Raw genomic sequence first — 17,570 nt, 5'->3', positions numbered from 1 at the left:
GAATAGCCGATGCTGCTGAGTCTTTTTCATGAGTTGCGTTCTGCTCGAATTCCCGTTTCCCTGCGGGAGTTGCTGGATCTGCATGAAGCGCTACTGACAGGTGTCGTGTTTGCAGACATGGACGCCTTTTACTTTCTGGCACGTACTATCCTGGTCAAAGACGAACGTCATTTTGATCGCTTCGACAGGGCATTTTCAGCGTATTTTGACGGGCTTCAATCACTCGACGAGGCGCTGAAAGTATTGATCCCGGATGAGTGGTTGCGTAAAGCCTTTGAGCGCTCATTAACGCCCGAGGAGCGTGCGCAGATTCAGTCATTGGGTGGTCTGGACAAGCTCATTGAGACCTTCAAGCAGCGTTTGGCTGAGCAAAAAAGTAAGCATGCTGGTGGCAACAAGTGGATTGGTACGGGCGGCACCAGCCCCTTCGGCTCAGGGGGGTATAACCCTGAAGGCATTCGTGTCGGCGAGGCAGGTGAAAGGCAGGGAAAGGCCGTCAAGGTCTGGGAGCAACGTGAGTACCGTAACCTGGACGATCAGGCGGAGCTCGGGCGCCGGAATATCAATGTTGCTCTTCGGCGTCTACGTAAGTTTGCCCGGGAGGGGGCAGCGGAAGAGTTTGATATCGAAGGCACTATCGATCATACCGCCCGCGATGCTGGACTGCTGAATATCCAGATGCGGCCCGAGCGTCACAATGCGGTCAAGCTTTTGCTGTTGCTGGATATCGGCGGGTCGATGGACATGCATGTGCAGGTCTGTGAGGAACTGTTTTCAGCCTGCCGCACTGAATTCAAGCATTTGGAATATTTCTACTTCCATAACTTCATCTATGAATCAGTCTGGAAGGACAACCAGCGCCGGATGAGCGAGCTGACGTCTACGCTTGATCTATTGCATCGCTATGGCGAGGACTACAAAGTGGTATTTGTTGGCGATGCGTCCATGGCGCCCTACGAGGTACTTCAGCCCGGCGGTAGTGTGGAGCACTGGAATGAAGAAGCAGGCTCAGTCTGGATGGAGCGATTCAAGGCAAAATTTCGAAAGATCATCTGGCTTAATCCCTATCCGCAGCGGGTTTGGGAGTACACATCCTCTATTCAGATCATCCAGGAATTGGTTGAGGGGCATATGTACCCATTGACCCTTGAAGGCTTGGAAGAGGGGATGCGTTACCTCGCACGTGGGTGAGGCTTGCAGGGCAAGCCTTCTATTAGTCTGGAGCGAAAGGAGGGGCCTCGGTAATTTCTATCAGGAAGGGCCTATCGGGTGGCGCATCGAGGAGTAGTTGTTCCAGATGTTGATGATCAGAGGCTTTTGCGGCTGCGCAGCCAAAGCCTTGAGCTAGCGTTATAAAGTCGGGTGTATAAATGTCTACACCCAGCGGTGTAATGGCGCGCTGCTTCATGTATCGCTTGATCTCACCGTATCCCTGGTTATTCCACAAGAGAACGATGATTCCGACACGCGCCTCTACGGCGCTGGCCAGCTCCGGCAGGGTAAATTGGATACCGCCGTCACCGATCAGGCAGATAACCGGCCGATCTGGACAGGTCAGCTTGGCTCCAATGGCGGCTGGCAAGGCATAGCCCAAGGTGCCGTAGCCCGTAGACGCATTGAACCAGCGACGTGGCGAGCGCAGCTCGACGATATGGTTACCGGCATAAACCGGCTGTGTTGAATCACCTACATAACAGGCATCGGGACAGGCGCGGCTAAGCGTATCGAACAGTGTACGGAAGTGGCTGAGTGGTGCCAGTGTGTCGGCTAGCTCACGCCGGGCCTTGGTCACACGCTCGCGACCGCTACCGGTTGCCTGAAAAATGTCAGGAGGCAATCTGTTCAGAAGCTCTTGGATAGCCGTCCTTGCATCCGAGACAATACCCAGCCAGGGCTGGTAGTTACGGGTAAGTTGATCAGGGTCTATATCGATTCGGATCAGGTCACCACTCAGTTCGAATCCACCATCGAAAACCACGTCATAATCCGTCTCGCCCAGTTCTGTCCCGATAGCCAGAATGACATCCGCCTCTTTTGCCAGTTGCCTGACAGCGGGCAATGACTGGTTGCACCCCAATCCCAGTGGATGGTGGTCAGGCAGTACTCCTTTGGCATTAATAGTGGTAGCGGCAGGCGCTGCGAGTCTATCGACAAGAATCCTGGCTTCGCTGGCTGCGGCAATACAGCCGCCTCCCAGTAGTACCAATGGACGTTTGGCGTTTCCGAGTCGCTTGGCGGCCAGGTCGAGCTGCTGCGGATCAGGTGCCGGGCGGCTGAAGCAGGGTTTGCATACAAGGGACAAGTGATCGGCGGGCGCGGTAATGACGTCGAGGGGAAGCTCAATGTGTACAGGTCGAGGCCTTTGGCTTTCGAATACCGCAAAGGCTTGGGTCAGGACCGCAGGCAGCTGGTCGACATCCAGCAGCGTATGACTGAAGGCTGTCACCCCGGCGGTCATGGCGCGCTGATCGGTCAGCTCATGCAGATAGCCACCGTTCCGCCCCAGGCGAGCCCGCGTAGTTACGCTTGAAATGACCAGCATGGGGATGGAGTCTGCATAGGCTTGAGCCATGGCAGTCAGGATATTAGTTACGCCGGGGCCGGTAATGACAAAGCAGACTCCGGGCTTGCCGCTGGCGCGAGCGTAACCGTCCGCCATGAAGCCTGCACCTTGCTCATGGCGAGGCGTAATATGGCGAATGCTGCTGTCTGGTAAGCCTCGGTAAAGCTCAACGGTATGAACACCGGGAATGCCAAATACCGTATCCACGCCCCAGGCTTCAAGTTGTCGAACCAGAAATTGGCCGCAGGTAACCATGCTAGATCTCCTCAGGCGCGGTTGTTGCCAGGGCATGTTGAGCGGAGCGAGCCAGAAGGCTCAGCAATACGAAGCTGCTCAGACTGACCGCCAGACTGAAATAAATGGGCGTGTTGGCTTCCAGGCCATCCTTGAACATGAAGATCAGTGCCGTCAGACAGCCCAACAACATGCTGGTGATCGCGGCAGGTGTGGTTGCTCGCTTCCAATAGATGGCGCCGATCAGGGGAATCAACATGCCGCCAACCAGCAGGTTATAGGCGCACGTCAGCGCGTTGAGTACATCGTCTACTGCTAGGGCAATACCTAATACGATGAGCCCGACGAGCAAGGTAAACAGACGGTTGAGCGAGAGATTGGTCAGCGGCCTTCCCTGACGTAATACCGGGATCAGGTCTTCCGTTAAAACTGTGGAAGCAGCTAGCAGGGCCGCGCTGGCGGTAGACATCATGGCAGCCAGAGCGGCAGCGATCACCAGGCCCCGGATGCCATCCGGCAGGGCTGCCTGAACGATTGCGGCAAAGGCATTGTTGGCATTGTCCAGATCCGGTAAGAGCACCTTGGCTGTCATGCCAATCAGGGCTCCACCTAGTCCGTACAACACGCAATAGACGCCTGCGGTAGTACCTGCATAGCGGGCGACGCGCTCATTTCGGGCAGTAAATACCCGCTGCCAGATATCCTGGCCGATCAGAACGCCAAAGAAATAGATGACGAAGTACGTCACGATCGTGCTCCAGCCAATGGCGGTAAAGCTGAAGCTGGAGGCAGGCAGCTTGGCAACGAGTTCATCCCAGCCGCCAATCCTGTACAGGCAGATCGGCAGGAGGATGAACATCAGGCCTACGGTCTTTATGACGAACTGGACGATATCCGTCAGTGTCAGGGACCACATCCCTCCGATTGCGGAATACACCACTACCACGCCGCCGCCGATCACGACGGCCAGCCAGAAGGGAATGCCAAAAAGTACCTGCATGACTGTACCGATGGCAATGGTCGAGGTCGCTGCCAGCATAAGTGCATAGGCCACCATGATGACGGCGCTGGCTTGGCGTGCGGTTGTGTTGTAACGCCGTTCCAGTACCTGAGTCACGGTAAAGATGCGAAGTTTGAGGAGCGGTTTGGCCAAAAACAGATTCAGGATAATGATGCCAAGCCCCAGGGCCGCACACAGCCAGAACCCGGAGATACCGTGTACATAGCCCAGGCGCACAGTACCTACCGTGCTGGCGCCGCCCAATACAGTAGCCGCCATAGTGCCCATGTAAAATGTGGGACCCAGGTTGCGACCCGCCACTAGAAACTCATCATGGGATTTGGCGCGGCGCATGCCGATCCAGCCTAGTAAAAGCATGGCAGCTACATAGGCGAGGACCACAAGGATATCCAGGGCCATGAAGGCCTCCTTTAGAATCAGTTGAATGAGGAGCCGGGCAACGAGAGGCTTCAGGCATGTGCCTTGAGCCAGCCGTCGATCAAGTGCCGCAGGCGTTCACCGGAAAAGCTGGGGAAATGCCCGCCGTGTACTGTGCGGATAGGCATCTGTCGAAGCCGCTCTAGACTTAAGGCATAGGCTTCCAGATTCGAGTGGTAGGCATCCTTGACCAGCGGCCCGTCGTAAATAATGTCGCCGCTGAATAGCGTTGCGGTGGCGGCTTCCCATAGGCTGATGCCGCCAGGCGAATGCCCGGGTGTATGCAGGATCTCCAGGTGGCGATCGCCGAGGTCAAGAATGTCGCCTTCCTCGATCAGGCGAGTCGCTGGAGCAGCTTTGACGCGGTATTCGGCATAGCACAGCGGGCAGTCAGGGTGAGCCTCGAACATGGCGTCCGTGACGTAGCCGGCCGCCAGGGTATTCTCGCGGGTGGGATGGGCGAGAATATCGGCTTCAGCAGGGTGCGCCAGACGCTCATCGAACTCATGATGCCCAGCGATATGATCGAAATGCGTATGGCTTGCCACGGCCATCAAGGGACGCTCGGTCAGCCAGGGAAGTTGCTCCCGCAGGCTGACGACACCCGAGCCGCTATCGATCAAAACATCACGCTCTCGTCCTTGAATGTGCCAGAGGTTGCAGCGATAAAAGGGCCGAATGTAAGGTTCGTGGATCAGACTGATCCCATCGGCGCCACGCTTTACCTCGAACCACTGATCTCGGCTGACAATGTTCATGGGTGTCACTCCAGAAATCAGGATAGGCTGGCGTTGGAACGGATCAGTGCAGGACCACCGCGTGTTGCAGATGCGTTGAGCCGGGCAGGGCCATAGACTTCGATCGGTTCTGGAAAAAGCCGGAGCAGCAGGCTGTAGAGCAGGGCGGCCATACCTAGCGTAATGGGCAGGCTGATATCGATTCCGCCTGCCAGCTCGCCTAAGGGGCCTACGAACTGACCGGGCAGGTTGACGAATAGCAACCCAACCACCGCGCTGGGAATCCAGGCGCCCAGGCCCCGCCAGTTCCAGCCGTGGTGGAACCAGTAGCGTCCTCCACGTTCGCCGCGAGTAAAGACCTGTAGATCTTCAGGGCAGTAAAAACCACGCCGATTGATCAGTCCGATGATCATGATGATCATCCAGGGGCTGGTGCAGGTAATGATCAGCACTGCAAATGTCGACACGCTCTGAACCAGATTGGCGGCGAAGCGGCCGATAAAGATGAATACAATGGCCGCAACACCAATGAGGAGCGTGGCACGTACTCGCGTCAGTACACGAGGGAAGACGCTGGACATGTCCAGTCCTGTTCCATAGAGCGAGGTGGTGCCGGTAGACATTCCACCAATGGTGGCAATCAGGCAGACGGGCAAAAAGAACCAGCTGGGGGAAATGGCTAACAAGCCACCTACATAGTTATTCTCAGCGATGTACTGAGGGGCTTTTACAGCCACGATGCTGGCCGTGGCCAGACCGAACAAGAAGGGTATCAGCGTTGCGACCTGGGAAAGCACCACGGCCAGCATGATGTGCAGTTTAGATGTCTGGCGAGGAATATAGCGTGCCCAGTCACCCAGGAAGGCGCCGAAGGAGACCGGGTTACTCATGGCAACCAGCGCCGAGCCTATGAACGCTGCCCAAAAGCCTTCTGTGCCGGGATTGAGCGTGCCGGCATAGCTTGCGTCGAACGGCCCTGCAAAGGCTGCGATTCCTAGCATGAACAGCACGCTGGCGCTAACGACCGCGACCTTGTTCACCCAGAGCAGGAAGCGGAAGCCATACAGGCAGACCGTCAAAACCAGTATGGCAAATGCGCCGTAGGCCAGTCCGAGCGTCAGGTCTGTTTCAGGAAGACCGATCAGGCGCTTGGCACCTCCGATCAGGGCATCGCCTGAACTCCATACGGAAAGTGAAAAGAACGCGATAGCGGTCAGCAGGGAAAGGAACGAGCCTACAATGCGACCATGTACACCGAAATGAGCCCCGGACGAGACGGCATTGTTCGTGCCGTTTATAGGGCCAAATAAGCCCATGGGCGCAAGGATAACCGCGCCGGTCATGACGCCCAGAAGAATCGCCCAGACGCCTGCCTCGAAAGACAAGCCAAAAAGAATAGGAAAACTGCCCAGCACGGCAGTAGCGAAGGTATTCGCTCCACCAAAAATCATGCGAAACAAATCGAAAGGAGTAGCATTGCGCTCGGCGTCCGGGATTTTTTCGACGCCAAAGGTTTCGATACGGGTGATACCGTTAGGGTTATCCATGGTCGCCTCGACACGGTTATAGGCCACTGCACTGAGCGATGGCTTCTTTTGTTATCCCCGTAGGCGCTGGGCCCGCGGGTTGGTGTTCGGCAGTACGGCAAGGCCGGAAGGCTAATTGCCTGAGGCAAGTTCTGGACCTGCCTCAAACGGGAGTCTTTGCGGACTCCTCGGATTTATTTATCGTTACAGCGGCTATCGGCGTACCACCCCAGGCAGTACACACAGCATTTCATAAAGCAGATTGGCGCCCAGTAAAGAGGTGTTGCCTGTAGTGTCGTATGGGGGAGATACCTCCACAAGATCGCCTCCCACTAGATCAAGCCCGTGGCAGCCGCGGATAATTTCCAGCGCCTGAATGGTGGTCAGTCCACCTATTTCAGGGGTGCCGGTTCCTGGAGCCCAGGCGGGGTCAATACCGTCGATGTCAAACGATAGGTAAACAGGGCCGCCTTGCACTTTTGCCCGGACTTCCGACATCAGAGGAGAGAGCGATGTGTGCCAGCATTCTTCCGCCTGCACGACGCGAAATCCCTGCTCACGGCTCCAGTTGAAATCGTCTGCCGTATAACCCTGGGCACGTAGTCCGATCTGCGCGACGCGATTGCAGTCCAGCAGGCCTTCTTCGACTGCTCGGCGAAAAGTAGTGCCATGAGCAATCTTCTCGCCAAACATGTGGTCGTTCACATCGGCATGGGCGTCGACATGAACCAGCCCAACCTTGCCATATTTCTTCTTCATGGCTCTGAGAATAGGCAGGGTGATCGTATGGTCACCTCCAAGGGTGAGCGGAATGACATTGTGCTCAAGAATGCCGTCATAGGCCTCTTCAATAATCCGTACGGCATCGAGAAGGTTGAAGGTATTGATGGCTACATCGCCAATGTCGGCCACCGAGAGCGAATCGAATGGTGCGGCGCCGGTTGCCATGTTGTAGGGGCGGATCATGACGGATTCGGCCCGAATTTCGCGTGGACCAAAGCGGGTGCCGGAGCGCAGTGATGTTCCAATATCCAATGGCACACCAACGAAGGCGGCGTCCAGCCCGGCAGGCGACTCGAGGTGAGGCAAGCGCAGCATGGTCGCGATGCCCCCAAAGCGTGGCATCTCGTTACCACCCAGCGGTTGATGAAGTTTTTTCTCCACAATCGATCTCCTGCCTGCGAAACGATGGCCCGATTGTGTGAAGGAAACAGCGCTTGAAAAATCGGCACGTACAAAAAATCAGTTCAGAGATTTCTAAACTATCGGATAGGCTGAAAAAAATAAGACAACGGATCCTGTCCATGGCCAATGCGCTGCACGATATTCGTCTACTCAGAATTTTCGCGACTGTTGTCCAGAGCCAGGGCTTTGCAGCGGCACAGCGTGAACTGAATCTGTCAACGTCAGCCATCAGTACCTATATGAGCCAGTTGGAAAGCCAATTGGGCATCACCTTGTGTCATCGTGGGCGCGGCGGGTTTGGGCTGACCAGCAAGGGTGAGATGTTTTATCAGGAGACGTTGAGAATCCTGGGAGAGATCGAAGGCTTTGAGCGATATGCAGCCGCGCTCAAGGGCGAGCTGAGCGGTACGCTCAAGCTGGGGATGCTGGACTCGTTAGCCAATGAGCCTGCCTTGTCATTGGCGGATGTTATCGGTGCTTATACAGGTGAATACCCCTCAGTCCACATTCATCTGACGGTCATGAGTCCTTATGACCTTCAACTGGCCATTCTTGAAAACCGTTTGGACTTAGCCATCGGTGCGTTTTCTGCGCGAATGAATGGGGTAACGTACCAGCCACTTTATCGTGAACAACATTGGTTGTATTGCAGCGACCGCCATCCTTTATTCAAGGAAAGACATCTTCCCGAAGAACTTATTACTCAACAAAGAATGGTCCGAAGAGGCTATTGGAGTCAGGCCGAACTGGCTCGGCATGGGTTCAAGGAAAGTGCGGCAACAGTTGAAAGTATGGAGGCTCAGTTAATATTAATTCTTTCAGGAGCTTATATAGGTTATCTACCTGAGCATTATGTTCATGCGTGGGTTAATCAAGGGCGATTACGTGCTTTACAGCCAGCAATGTTTGGCTATCAAGCGCCATTTTCGCTCATATTTCGCCGAGGCCGTAATCGCGAAAGTCTAATACAGACTTTTCAAAGAATTCTTAAAGCTCATATGCGGCGTGCCGATAAGTAATCGACGTTAAAAAATGATGACAACTAACATGAATGCTATTTGCCATCATTTGAGTGGGCGTCCGCTTATTTGGAAAATCAAGAAGGCTTCTCCGCCATGCGCAAAAACCTGCCAGTGACACAACAGGCTCGTACATTCAGGGAAAGTGAGCGTCTTATCTCAACGACGAATCTCAAGGGACAAATTACTTATTGCAATGACGCTTTTGTCGCAATAAGTGGTTTTACACGAGAAGAGCTTATTGGCAGTCCACATAATCTGGTTCGTCATCCAGATATGCCTGAGGGTGTATTTGGCCATATGTGGGATACCCTTAAACAAGGCAAGGCCTGGATGGGTATCGTCAAGAACCGCTGCAAGAACGGCGACTATTATTGGGTGAATGCATACGTCACCCCTATCTGGGAAAATGGCCAGATGGTGGGCTATGAGTCCGTACGTGTGTTGCCTACCGCGGATCAGATCCGGCGGGCCGATGTCATGTATGCACGGCTGCGTGAAGGCAAGCGTGCAGTACCGGTAACAGAAGCCATCAAGCATTCTGTCAAAATTGCATGGCCTACGCTTTTCAGCGGTGCGGTTATCTTTGGCGGTCATTTCTATTTCAACGACCTTGCCCAGGCGGGTGTGATCATTGCCAGTGCACTAGGCATTACCTTCTGGCAGTTCAAGCGTCAGCGCTGGGCTATTGAAAAGATCTTCGAGGCCAATCCGAAGATGTTTACCAGCGCCATCGTTGCGCCTACGTACAGTAACCAGTTTGGTGCGGCAGGCCAGATGGACCTCGCCTTGCAAAGCCAGGAGTCACGTTTGCAAACGGCACTGACTCGCCTGGTGGATACCGGCAACAACGTGCAGAGCAAGGCAGCAGAGTCGTCGCGTCTTGCACGTGCTCAAGCCGAGTTGCTTGATCGTCAGCGCCATGAGACCGACCAGTCAGCCACCGCAATCAATGAAATGTCTGCCACCATTCAGGAGGTTTCGCAAAACGTTAACCAGACGGCTCAGGCTGCTGGCGAGGCGGAGTCGCTGGCCCTGCATGGTCGTGACGTGGCGGATGAGAGTTTAGCCTCCATGAGGCAGCTGGCTGGCGCCGTAAGTGAAATTGGACAGGCGGTGGGTGAGCTTGCCGATTCCACCCAGTCGATCGGCAGTGTTGCCGATGTGATTACTTCGATTGCCGAGCAGACCAATCTACTGGCGCTTAATGCTGCGATTGAAGCGGCAAGGGCAGGCGAGGCTGGTCGCGGATTTGCCGTGGTCGCAGACGAGGTGCGCTCGCTGGCTTCACGTACGCGTGATTCTACCCAGCAGATTCACCAGATCATCGAGAACCTGCGTTCAGGCGCGCAGCGCGCCGTTGCTACAGCAGCCAAGGGCGAAGAGGCCTCACGGCAGAGTGAAGAACACACGGCAGCTGTACGCGAGGCACTGGAGGGTATCAGCCAGGCGGTCATGCGAATCACCGCCATGAGCCAGCAGATGGCTACGGCGGTAGAAGAGCAGAGCCATGTGGCAGAGGACATCAATCAGCAGATCACCCGCATTGCCGAGTTGTCCGATCACAGCACTCAACAGTCACAGCAAGGTGCTGTGCTCAGTGGTGAGCTTGAGCAGATGGCAGTCTATCTGCGTGATCTGGCAGAGCGCTTTAATCGCTAGGCAACGCTTGAGGTAGACTGATGGCTGTTACCTGCTATTGGTCTACCTAGAGGTTATATGTCACGCCCACGTTGTGCTGCATGCCAGCGTCCTGAAAGCCATTGCTTGTGCGCGCTTGTTCCCAGGCTTTCCAGTGCGACTCGCCTGTTGATCCTGCAGCACCCTGACGAAACCCAGCATGCGCTGAACACGGCGCGCCTGGCCGCACTAGGTTTGGTAAACAGCGAGTTGCTTGTTGGTGAGCAGTTCGAAGGGCTCGAAGCCCGTTGGGAAGGGTATACGCCCTGGTTGTTGTTTCCTGACGAGCAGGCTGAAAGCCTTGAGCATATAAAGGCCAAAGCTGAGCATTCTGGCAAGACTATGCTTGTCATACCTGACGGCACATGGCGAAAGGCACGCAAGCTGCTGTACCTTAATCCGTGCGTGGCAGCGTTACCACGAGTCAGCTTACCTGCCGGTCTTTCTTCGCGTTATCGCCTTCGAAAAGCTCCTGCCGCTGGGGCTGTCTCGACCATCGAGGCGATTGTCACGGCCTTGAACATATTAGAGATGCCCAAGCGTTTCGATGCGCTGCTTGCGCCTTTCGAGAGGTTAATCGAGCGCCAGATCGAGGCAATGGGTGAAGAGGTATTTGCAAAAAACCACGCGCTGAAAAGACATCATCATTAGGCTGTCATGAGTCCGACATACCGTTTAGGCATGCTCTTTAAGGAAGCTCTGAAGCGTTCAAAGCGTGCGGGCTCTTTAAACAGTCAAAAGCGACCACTTACCGGAAATTATGAATTTCTTGGCCGTATTAGGTTCTATCCATTACAGCCCGGATGAATCCGGTAAAACCGGTCGAGTAGGAGAGCAAGCTATGACCTTGAGTATCCAAGTAGTACGACAGGTGGAAGAGGACGAAACCATTCTGGCCTTCATTCCAGTATGGATGGGTGGAGACCAGCCTATTGAGCCTGGTGTTCCGACTGAGCCTATTTCTCCGCCATCGCAACCCATCGAGCCTGGCGAGCCCACTGTACCCGATCCCATTCCACCGGCACCTGTAGCCGATGCCCGCAGCATGATGATGTGAAGGGCAAGTCGTGACGAAAAGCGGAGCTTAGACTCCGCTTTTTATTAGATTCCAGCAGGCACTCTGATCATGCTCAGAAAGCGCTGCTCTTCAAGCACATGCACGGCCTCAAGCTCCCGCCCCTTTTGCCAGCAGGGTGAAAGCGTCTTGGCGAGACGTAACCGGGCATAGCCGGATGGATCCCATTCGACCAGCTCGGCATCCTGGAAATAAAAGCGAACGCCAGTCAGCGGATAAAGCGCCTTGAAGAGACTCTCCTTGAGCGAAAAGACTGCAGTGACATAAAAGGCGGTTTCAGCATCAGGGCTTTCATGTTCACGGGGCGTCAGCACTTCACTGGCCAGCCTCGCTGCACGTCCTGGAGCCAGCAGCGTCTCGGCGTCCAGTCCGATACTTTGCCAGTGCCTGGTTGCCGCAGTTGCTGCTCCTGCCCAGCCGTGACTGTGAGTAATGGAGCCGCAGAAGCCTCTCGGCCACATAGGTGCATGATCTTTCCCTACGTGTGGCGTTTGCACGGCTCCTGTTGTTTCAGCTAACGATGCTCGTGCGCACAATCGTCCAGCCAGAAATTCGGTCTGCCGCTTCGGCACGGCCTTTAGCAGTGACGGGGGCAGCGCCATGTCAAGGCAGTCGAAATCCGCGGCGGTTAACAGGGTAGGGATAAAGCGCGTGGAGTATAGAGCCACGCCCAGTCGCTCAACTGAAAACGGCCAGTACAAGGTTGGAAGAATATCGCCAGGATAGAGAGTAGTCATGAAAGCATTCTGCCGCGCTGCATCTCATCCGCCAAGCGACGCTACAGTCAGTCATTGGCATCAGACAGGTGTTGCATGATCAGTTTTTTATCGGCAATGCCAACCTCTGCTGCGGCGGTTTTCCCCCAAATACCACCGGGGGAAAACCGCCACCTTGGGCGAATATCCGCCTCTTGAACCTCGTTATTCATACTTCTCAGTAGCTAACGCTATGAAAAATATGGAATTTTGTCTTTTATTTTGGGGTGGCACATGGCTTGCATTGTATATGGCAAGATCAAGGCATGGCCTTAATCCACAACAAAAGCTCCCTGGATGAGGGGCAGAACGCGATTGGCTTGACGTATCGCAAGGATGTGAGCGTAAGCACCATGGAATTACTCCCATGACAGCTAAAATTGAAGCAACCGCAGTGCCTCTTGCTGCAAAACCCCCGTTGTATAAGTCCTTGTATGTTCAGGTTCTGGTGGCTATTGCTATCGGTATCTTGATTGGTCACTTTTACCCGGATACCGGTGCTGCCCTGAAGCCGCTAGGTGATGGTTTCGTCAAGCTGATCAAGATGGTGATCGCGCCGATCATCTTTTGTACCGTTGTAACAGGGATTGCCGGCATGCAGAGCATGAAGGCTGTCGGCAAGACCGGCGGTTATGCGCTGCTGTATTTTGAAATCGTGTCGACCATTGCCCTGATCATTGGTCTGATTGTTGTAAACGTTGTCCAGCCGGGCGCTGGCATGAACGTTGACCCTGCCACTCTGGATACCAAGGGTATCGCTGCTTACGCGGCTGCTGGTGAAAAGCAGAGCACCATTGAGTTCCTGATGAACATCATCCCGTCGACGGTGGTTAATGCGTTCGCCCAGGGTGAAATTCTTCAGGTGCTGTTCTTTGCTGTCTTGTTCGGCTATGCCCTGCATCGTCTGGGAGAGAAAGGCGAGCTGATCTTCAACTTCATCGATCGCATCTCTCACGTATTCTTCAATATCATCAATGTCATCATGAAGCTGGCTCCAATCGGTGCCTTTGGTGCCATGGCCTTCACGATTGGCAAATACGGTGTGGGCTCGCTGGTTCAGCTCGGCCAGTTGATGCTGTGCTTCTACATAACCTGCGTGTTGTTCGTGCTTATCGTGCTAGGCGCCATTTGCCGTGCCCACGGTTTCAGCATTCTCAAGTTCATCAAGTACATCCGTGAAGAACTGCTGATCGTGCTGGGTACGTCTTCCTCCGAGTCTGCACTGCCACGCATGTTAACCAAGATGGAGAAACTGGGCGCTCAGAAGTCAGTGGTTGGCCTGGTAATTCCAACCGGTTACTCGTTCAACCTGGATGGCACATCCATCTACCTGACTATGGCGGCTGTGTTTATTGCTCAGGCAACCAATACCCACATGGATATCACGCATCAGATCACGCTGTTGCTCGTGCTGCTGATCTCCTCCAAGGGTGCGGCAGGTGTAACGGGTAGTGGTTTCATCGTCCTGGCTGCAACCTTGTCCGCGGTAGGTCACTTGCCTGTTGCGGGTTTGGCCCTGATTCTAGGTATCGATCGCTTCATGTCCGAAGCTCGTGCACTGACCAACCTGGTAGGTAATGGTGTCGCCTCCATTGTGGTTGCCAAATGGTGTAACCAGCTGGATGAGGGCCAACTGCACCGTGAGCTGGCCAATGGCCCGACGCGTATAGAGGAAGAAGAAGCCCACAAGGTGGCTTGATCTCTCCCAATAAAAAGCCCCGTCTAGACGGGGCTTTTTATTGCTTGTTCGTCATTCATTGTCGAGCCGTGTTTGCCCTGTGTAAGTCAGCGGACTCTGACAGCGACGGCAGGAGTAGCGATACCCTTTCTTGACCAGTCCATGTCGGCGTGAGGTAAAGGAAAAAGGGCTTTCCGAACAGCCGCACCGATAGAGGTAGACCTTCCGTGCCGGACGCTCGATTGCATAGGTATGGCATCTGCTTGGTGGCAGACCGTATACCCCCTGCATGATGAGTTGCCACTCTTTGCCGTGCGGACTTATTCGACTGCCAAATAGTTGGTGAGCTACCAGATGGGCCACTTCGTGGGCAACGGTATGCTTTAAAAAATGCTCCTGATTCTGCCTGTAGAGCACCTCGTTAAAGCGCAGGCGGTTCTCCTGCAGATGGGCAACCCCGGCTTTCTGTCCTCGTAGGCGAAGGCTCACGTCGGGGCGAATAAACGGTTTTTTGAAAAATTGCTCGGCCAGCTGATAGCAGTCTTCGACACGAGCGAGTAAGGCTTGAGGCATTCGCTTTCTCCGTATCGAGCCTATTATGCGTCAAAGCGCATCGACTGCCTAAGCGAGCCGCTTACCGGCAAGCAGCCCGGACAGCTAATTACTGATTGATGCTCTCATTACGCAAATGATGTCGCCTGAGCGCTTCCATTGCCCCATTGAGTGACTGCAGAGTTGCGGTACAGCCTCCACGATCCGGATGGTTACGGCTAACCAGCTGTCGGTACCGATGGCGAATGGCTGAGTATGAAGCAGACTCGTCCAGATCCAGCAACGCAAAGGCAGACTTGATGCCACCTTCATCATTCTGGCGAGTCCAGAAGCTCTCTAGCAGCGCCTCTACGTCTTCCAGCGTGGTCGTGTCGAGCTGTTCGAGATCCAGATAATAGCTGCGCAAAGGATCCGCTACGATCAGGCCGGGTTTTGCTCGGCGATAATCCTGTAGCTGAATGCGCAGGGCATGGATCTCAAGGTGCGCACTGGCATTGGCCCATAATCGATCGCGCAGGGTATACAAGGCATTGAACAAGACGAAGTGCGTGCGGAACAGTACCAGTTTATCCAGCAGCGGCTCTTGAGGCACAAAGGGTGACCGGTCCGCTCTCAGGCGCTGGATCACATCGTATTCCGATAACCCTGCAGGGGCCGCCTTGAGCAATGCATGCAATTGATGAATGAGCGTTTCATTCGGGGCTGGTTGAAAAGCAGTCATAGCCCATACCGATAAGCGGGTTGTACAGAGCAGGGTAGGGGAAACCGTGCTTTACGCGTAAAATAGTCCTTTTCGTGCATTTCCTGATTTGGATTCATCCATGAGCACCCTTTCTGTCAATCAGAACAAGCTCCAGAAACGTTTGCGACGTCTGGCTGGCGAAGCCATCGCCGATTTCAACATGATCGAAGATGGCGACAAGGTCATGGTCTGCCTGTCTGGTGGTAAAGACAGCTATACCATGCTTGATGTGTTGCTGTACCTGCAAAAGGTCGCGCCTATCAAATTCGAGATCGTTGCGGTCAATATGGACCAGAAGCAACCAGGCTTTCCCGAGCACGTACTGCCGGCCTATCTCGAATCCATCGGTGTGGCTTACCACATCATCGAAAAGGACACCTATTCGATCGTCAAGGAAAAGATTCCCGAAGGCAAAACGACATGCTCGCTTTGCTCGCGTCTGCGCCGCGGAACGCTTTATACCTATGCCGACGAAATTGGAGCGACCAAGATGGCGCTTGGCCATCACAGGGACGACATAGTAGAGACCTTTTTCCTTAATTTGTTCCATGGCGGAACCCTCAAGGCAATGCCGCCTAAACTTTTGGCAGACGATGGACGCAATGTCGTAATCCGTCCGCTCGCGTATTGCAGCGAAAAGGACATCGAAGCCTACGCAGAGCTCAAGCAGTTCCCGATCATTCCATGCAACCTGTGCGGCTCCCAAGAAAACCTGCAGCGCAAGGTAGTCAAGGAGATGCTTCAGGAGTGGGATCGCAAGACCCCAGGGCGCACCGAAATTATGTTCAGGGCTCTGCAAAATGTAGTTCCTTCGCAGCTGGCCGACCGTAATTTGTTCGATTTTGTGAACCTGCGCATCGATGAGGACGCTACACCGCGTTTTCTGGATGTTATGAATCTCTGAGGTATTGTGTTCTCCAATGCGTGACTATGCCTGGCTCCATGAGTTTTGCCTGAACCGCTTCGGCTCTTCCAAAGCCCTTGAAGCGGTATTACCCCAGCCCGCATCAGCCGAAGCGCTCGCCCAAGTGACTGCTGACCGCTATTTGTCCTTGATGACGCGGCGAATATTTCGTGCGGGTCTCAAGCACAGCCTGGTAGACGCCAAGTGGCCTGCGTTCGAAGAGGTTTTCTTTGGCTTTGATCCAGAAAAGGTCGTCCTGATGGGCGGCGAATGGCTGGAGCGGCTCATGCAGGACACGCGTCTAATCCGGCATCTGGGGAAGCTGAAAAGCGTTCCCCGTAATGCGCAGTTCATCCTGGATATCCAACGGGAACAGGGTGACTTTGGCCAATTTCTGGCGAATTGGCCCTCAGAGGATATTGTGGGACTCTGGCAGCTTTTATCTCGGCGAGGTAGCCAGATGGGAGGGCTTTCGGCACCGCGTTTTTTGAGAATGGCGGGCAAGGACACTTTCGTTGCCACGCAGGACGTTGTGGCTGCGCTCAAGGCTCAAAACGTTATCGACAAGGAGCCGACCAGTCAGCGTGATCGGGCTGCCATGCAGGCCGCCTTCAATCAATGGCAGGCGGAAAGCAAGCGGCCGTTGTGTCAGCTTTCGGTCATGCTCGCGCATACGGTAAATCATTGATGGACACGATACGGCAGGTGGCCCAGGCGCTTGAAAGCGCTCAGCGGATTCTTGTGATAACAGGTGCTGGGCTTTCGGCAGACTCTGGTCTGCCTACCTATCGTGGTCTCAATGGGCTGTATAACGGAAAAACCGAAGAGGGTATTCCTATCGAGGCTGCGCTCTCCGGTACGATGTTTCGACACCGTCCGGATGTCTGCTGGAAGTATCTGGCGGAGTTGGGCAGGGCTTGTCTTAGCGCTCAACCCAATGCAGGTCACGAGGCCATAGCCGAGTTACAGCGGCGCAAGTCTGAGTGTTGGGTGCTGACCCAGAATATCGATGGTTTTCACCGGCGAGCCGGGTCGCCCATGGACAGAGTCATAGAGATCCATGGTGAGATGGGGCCACTGTTTTGCTCGGCCTGCGAGGCAGGCAATATCCCTGTTGCTGATAAAATTGGTCATTCCCTGCCGCCACGGTGTGACCGTTGCGGGGGTGTTTTACGACCGCCCGTCGTGCTGTTTGAGGAGGCCTTACCTGCCAGAGCGGTATCTACTCTGATGCAGCAGAATGCTACCGGTTATGACGTTGTGCTCCTCATAGGCACTACCGCCAGTTTCCCGTATGTCATCGAGCCAGCCTTGCAGACCCTCAACAACGGGGGTTTTGTTGCCGAGATCAATCCAACCATGACTGATTTGAGTGCATCGGTGACAGTCAGGCTCCAAAAAAGGGCCGTAGACGTTTTATCGATTATTTTAAGTCACATGTCCGATTAAAAAATTCTTGCCTGTTCGTTGGGTAAACGGCAA

General features: G+C 54.5%; 17 protein-coding genes and 2 pseudogenes. 10 read left to right on the top strand and 9 right to left on the bottom strand.

The window, feature by feature from the left end; translation table 11 throughout:
* The first annotated feature begins 9 nt into the window (after positions 1-9).
* Complete coding sequence (locus JQR90_RS11465) at positions 10-1,191, top strand: vWA domain-containing protein (RefSeq protein ID WP_073450157.1); 1,182 nt, start codon at positions 10-12, stop codon at positions 1,189-1,191.
* 22 nt (positions 1,192-1,213) lie between these two features.
* Here JQR90_RS11465 and JQR90_RS11460 read toward each other — a convergent pair whose 3' ends face one another.
* From JQR90_RS11460 to speB, 5 genes are all read right to left on the bottom strand, one after another.
* A complete protein-coding gene (locus JQR90_RS11460; protein WP_010794764.1) occupies positions 1,214-2,818 on the bottom strand; it encodes a 5-guanidino-2-oxopentanoate decarboxylase in 1,605 nt (534 codons plus the stop codon).
* 1 nt (position 2,819) lies between these two features.
* Positions 2,820-4,217 (bottom strand): sodium:solute symporter, encoded by a 1,398-nt coding sequence (locus JQR90_RS11455; protein WP_122042289.1) that lies wholly within the window; start codon positions 4,215-4,217, stop codon positions 2,820-2,822.
* Between the two features lie 50 nt (positions 4,218-4,267).
* Positions 4,268-4,993 carry an MBL fold metallo-hydrolase gene (locus JQR90_RS11450; RefSeq protein WP_434140018.1) on the bottom strand — a complete coding sequence of 242 codons (726 nt, stop codon included), beginning with the start codon at positions 4,991-4,993 and terminating at the stop codon, positions 4,268-4,270.
* Between the two features lie 17 nt (positions 4,994-5,010).
* Entirely contained in the window at positions 5,011-6,519 is a 1,509-nt protein-coding gene (locus JQR90_RS11445) for a purine-cytosine permease family protein (RefSeq protein WP_434140017.1), read from the bottom strand.
* A gap of 192 nt (positions 6,520-6,711) precedes the next feature.
* Entirely contained in the window at positions 6,712-7,662 is a 951-nt protein-coding gene (speB, locus tag JQR90_RS11440) for an agmatinase (protein ID WP_010794760.1), read from the bottom strand.
* Positions 7,663-7,802: 140 nt separating this feature from the next.
* Here speB and JQR90_RS11435 point away from each other — a divergent pair, with 140 nt between their 5' ends.
* The 5 genes and pseudogenes from JQR90_RS11435 (at position 7,803) to JQR90_RS11415 (ending at position 11,439) form a co-directional block, all read left to right on the top strand.
* A complete protein-coding gene (locus tag JQR90_RS11435; RefSeq protein WP_010794759.1) occupies positions 7,803-8,702 on the top strand; it encodes a LysR family transcriptional regulator in 900 nt (299 codons plus the stop codon).
* A gap of 96 nt (positions 8,703-8,798) precedes the next feature.
* Positions 8,799-9,080 (top strand): annotated as a pseudogene (locus JQR90_RS11430) (PAS domain-containing protein); the annotation flags it as partial.
* A gap of 333 nt (positions 9,081-9,413) precedes the next feature.
* Positions 9,414-10,364 (top strand): annotated as a pseudogene (locus tag JQR90_RS11425) (methyl-accepting chemotaxis protein); the annotation flags it as partial.
* Between the two features lie 57 nt (positions 10,365-10,421).
* Complete coding sequence (locus JQR90_RS11420) at positions 10,422-11,033, top strand: tRNA-uridine aminocarboxypropyltransferase (protein WP_434140015.1); 612 nt, start codon at positions 10,422-10,424, stop codon at positions 11,031-11,033.
* Between the two features lie 190 nt (positions 11,034-11,223).
* Entirely contained in the window at positions 11,224-11,439 is a 216-nt protein-coding gene (locus JQR90_RS11415) for a hypothetical protein (protein ID WP_010794756.1), read from the top strand.
* 44 nt (positions 11,440-11,483) lie between these two features.
* On the opposite strand, the gene JQR90_RS11410 is transcribed toward JQR90_RS11415, so the two are convergent.
* A complete protein-coding gene (locus JQR90_RS11410; protein WP_010794755.1) occupies positions 11,484-12,194 on the bottom strand; it encodes a 4'-phosphopantetheinyl transferase family protein in 711 nt (236 codons plus the stop codon).
* Positions 12,195-12,241: 47 nt separating this feature from the next.
* Entirely contained in the window at positions 12,242-12,385 is a 144-nt protein-coding gene (locus JQR90_RS11405; protein WP_156913088.1) for a hypothetical protein, read from the bottom strand.
* Positions 12,386-12,579: 194 nt separating this feature from the next.
* Between JQR90_RS11405 and JQR90_RS11400 the strand changes: the two genes are divergently transcribed.
* Positions 12,580-13,911: a dicarboxylate/amino acid:cation symporter gene (locus tag JQR90_RS11400; protein WP_010794754.1), complete on the top strand. Its 1,332-nt coding sequence runs from the start codon at positions 12,580-12,582 to the stop codon at positions 13,909-13,911.
* 51 nt (positions 13,912-13,962) lie between these two features.
* Here JQR90_RS11400 and JQR90_RS11395 read toward each other — a convergent pair whose 3' ends face one another.
* Positions 13,963-14,463, bottom strand: coding sequence for a SprT family zinc-dependent metalloprotease (locus JQR90_RS11395; RefSeq protein WP_010794753.1), 501 nt, complete (start codon positions 14,461-14,463; stop codon positions 13,963-13,965).
* 88 nt (positions 14,464-14,551) lie between these two features.
* Entirely contained in the window at positions 14,552-15,163 is a 612-nt protein-coding gene (locus tag JQR90_RS11390; RefSeq protein ID WP_010794752.1) for a DNA-J related domain-containing protein, read from the bottom strand.
* 100 nt (positions 15,164-15,263) lie between these two features.
* Between JQR90_RS11390 and ttcA the strand changes: the two genes are divergently transcribed.
* Genes ttcA through JQR90_RS11375 form a run of 3 tightly spaced genes read left to right on the top strand, consistent with a single transcriptional unit; the run spans position 15,264 to position 17,537 of the window.
* Positions 15,264-16,088 (top strand): tRNA 2-thiocytidine(32) synthetase TtcA, encoded by an 825-nt coding sequence (ttcA, locus tag JQR90_RS11385; RefSeq protein ID WP_010794751.1) that lies wholly within the window; start codon positions 15,264-15,266, stop codon positions 16,086-16,088.
* Positions 16,089-16,104: 16 nt separating this feature from the next.
* Positions 16,105-16,776 (top strand): DNA-3-methyladenine glycosylase I, encoded by a 672-nt coding sequence (locus JQR90_RS11380; RefSeq protein WP_010794750.1) that lies wholly within the window; start codon positions 16,105-16,107, stop codon positions 16,774-16,776.
* The gene (locus JQR90_RS11375; RefSeq protein ID WP_010794749.1) at positions 16,776-17,537 is read left to right on the top strand and encodes an NAD-dependent protein deacylase; all 762 of its coding nucleotides are present in this window, start codon (positions 16,776-16,778) and stop codon (positions 17,535-17,537) included. The genes JQR90_RS11380 and JQR90_RS11375 overlap by 1 nt, the downstream gene beginning before the upstream one ends.
* Positions 17,538-17,570: the final 33 nt, after the last annotated feature.

Source organism: Pseudomonas sp. JZ114, from assembly GCF_051027705.1.
Lineage (GTDB): Bacteria > Pseudomonadota > Gammaproteobacteria > Pseudomonadales > Pseudomonadaceae > Chryseomonas > Chryseomonas luteola.
This window is presented reverse-complemented; position numbering and strand designations above follow the sequence as displayed.

Bases quoted from the DNA above. Each gene is read 5' to 3' on its own strand.
- JQR90_RS11405 (WP_156913088.1), bottom strand. From the start codon at position 12,385: ATGAATAACGAGGTTCAAGAGGCGGATATTCGCCCAAGGTGGCGGTTT.
- JQR90_RS11450 (WP_434140018.1), bottom strand. From the start codon at position 4,993: ATGAACATTGTCAGCCGAGATCAGTGGTTCGAGGTAAAGCGTGGCGCC.
- JQR90_RS11400 (WP_010794754.1), top strand. From the start codon at position 12,580: ATGACAGCTAAAATTGAAGCAACCGCAGTGCCTCTTGCTGCAAAACCC.
- JQR90_RS11420 (WP_434140015.1), top strand. From the start codon at position 10,422: ATGTCACGCCCACGTTGTGCTGCATGCCAGCGTCCTGAAAGCCATTGC.
- ttcA (WP_010794751.1), top strand. From the start codon at position 15,264: ATGAGCACCCTTTCTGTCAATCAGAACAAGCTCCAGAAACGTTTGCGA.
- JQR90_RS11445 (WP_434140017.1), bottom strand. From the start codon at position 6,519: ATGGATAACCCTAACGGTATCACCCGTATCGAAACCTTTGGCGTCGAA.
- JQR90_RS11435 (WP_010794759.1), top strand. From the start codon at position 7,803: ATGGCCAATGCGCTGCACGATATTCGTCTACTCAGAATTTTCGCGACT.
- JQR90_RS11380 (WP_010794750.1), top strand. From the start codon at position 16,105: ATGCGTGACTATGCCTGGCTCCATGAGTTTTGCCTGAACCGCTTCGGC.
- JQR90_RS11410 (WP_010794755.1), bottom strand. From the start codon at position 12,194: ATGACTACTCTCTATCCTGGCGATATTCTTCCAACCTTGTACTGGCCG.
- JQR90_RS11465 (WP_073450157.1), top strand. From the start codon at position 10: ATGCTGCTGAGTCTTTTTCATGAGTTGCGTTCTGCTCGAATTCCCGTT.
- JQR90_RS11375 (WP_010794749.1), top strand. From the start codon at position 16,776: ATGGACACGATACGGCAGGTGGCCCAGGCGCTTGAAAGCGCTCAGCGG.
- JQR90_RS11395 (WP_010794753.1), bottom strand. From the start codon at position 14,463: ATGCCTCAAGCCTTACTCGCTCGTGTCGAAGACTGCTATCAGCTGGCC.
- JQR90_RS11460 (WP_010794764.1), bottom strand. From the start codon at position 2,818: ATGGTTACCTGCGGCCAATTTCTGGTTCGACAACTTGAAGCCTGGGGC.
- JQR90_RS11415 (WP_010794756.1), top strand. From the start codon at position 11,224: ATGACCTTGAGTATCCAAGTAGTACGACAGGTGGAAGAGGACGAAACC.
- JQR90_RS11455 (WP_122042289.1), bottom strand. From the start codon at position 4,217: ATGGCCCTGGATATCCTTGTGGTCCTCGCCTATGTAGCTGCCATGCTT.
- JQR90_RS11390 (WP_010794752.1), bottom strand. From the start codon at position 15,163: ATGACTGCTTTTCAACCAGCCCCGAATGAAACGCTCATTCATCAATTG.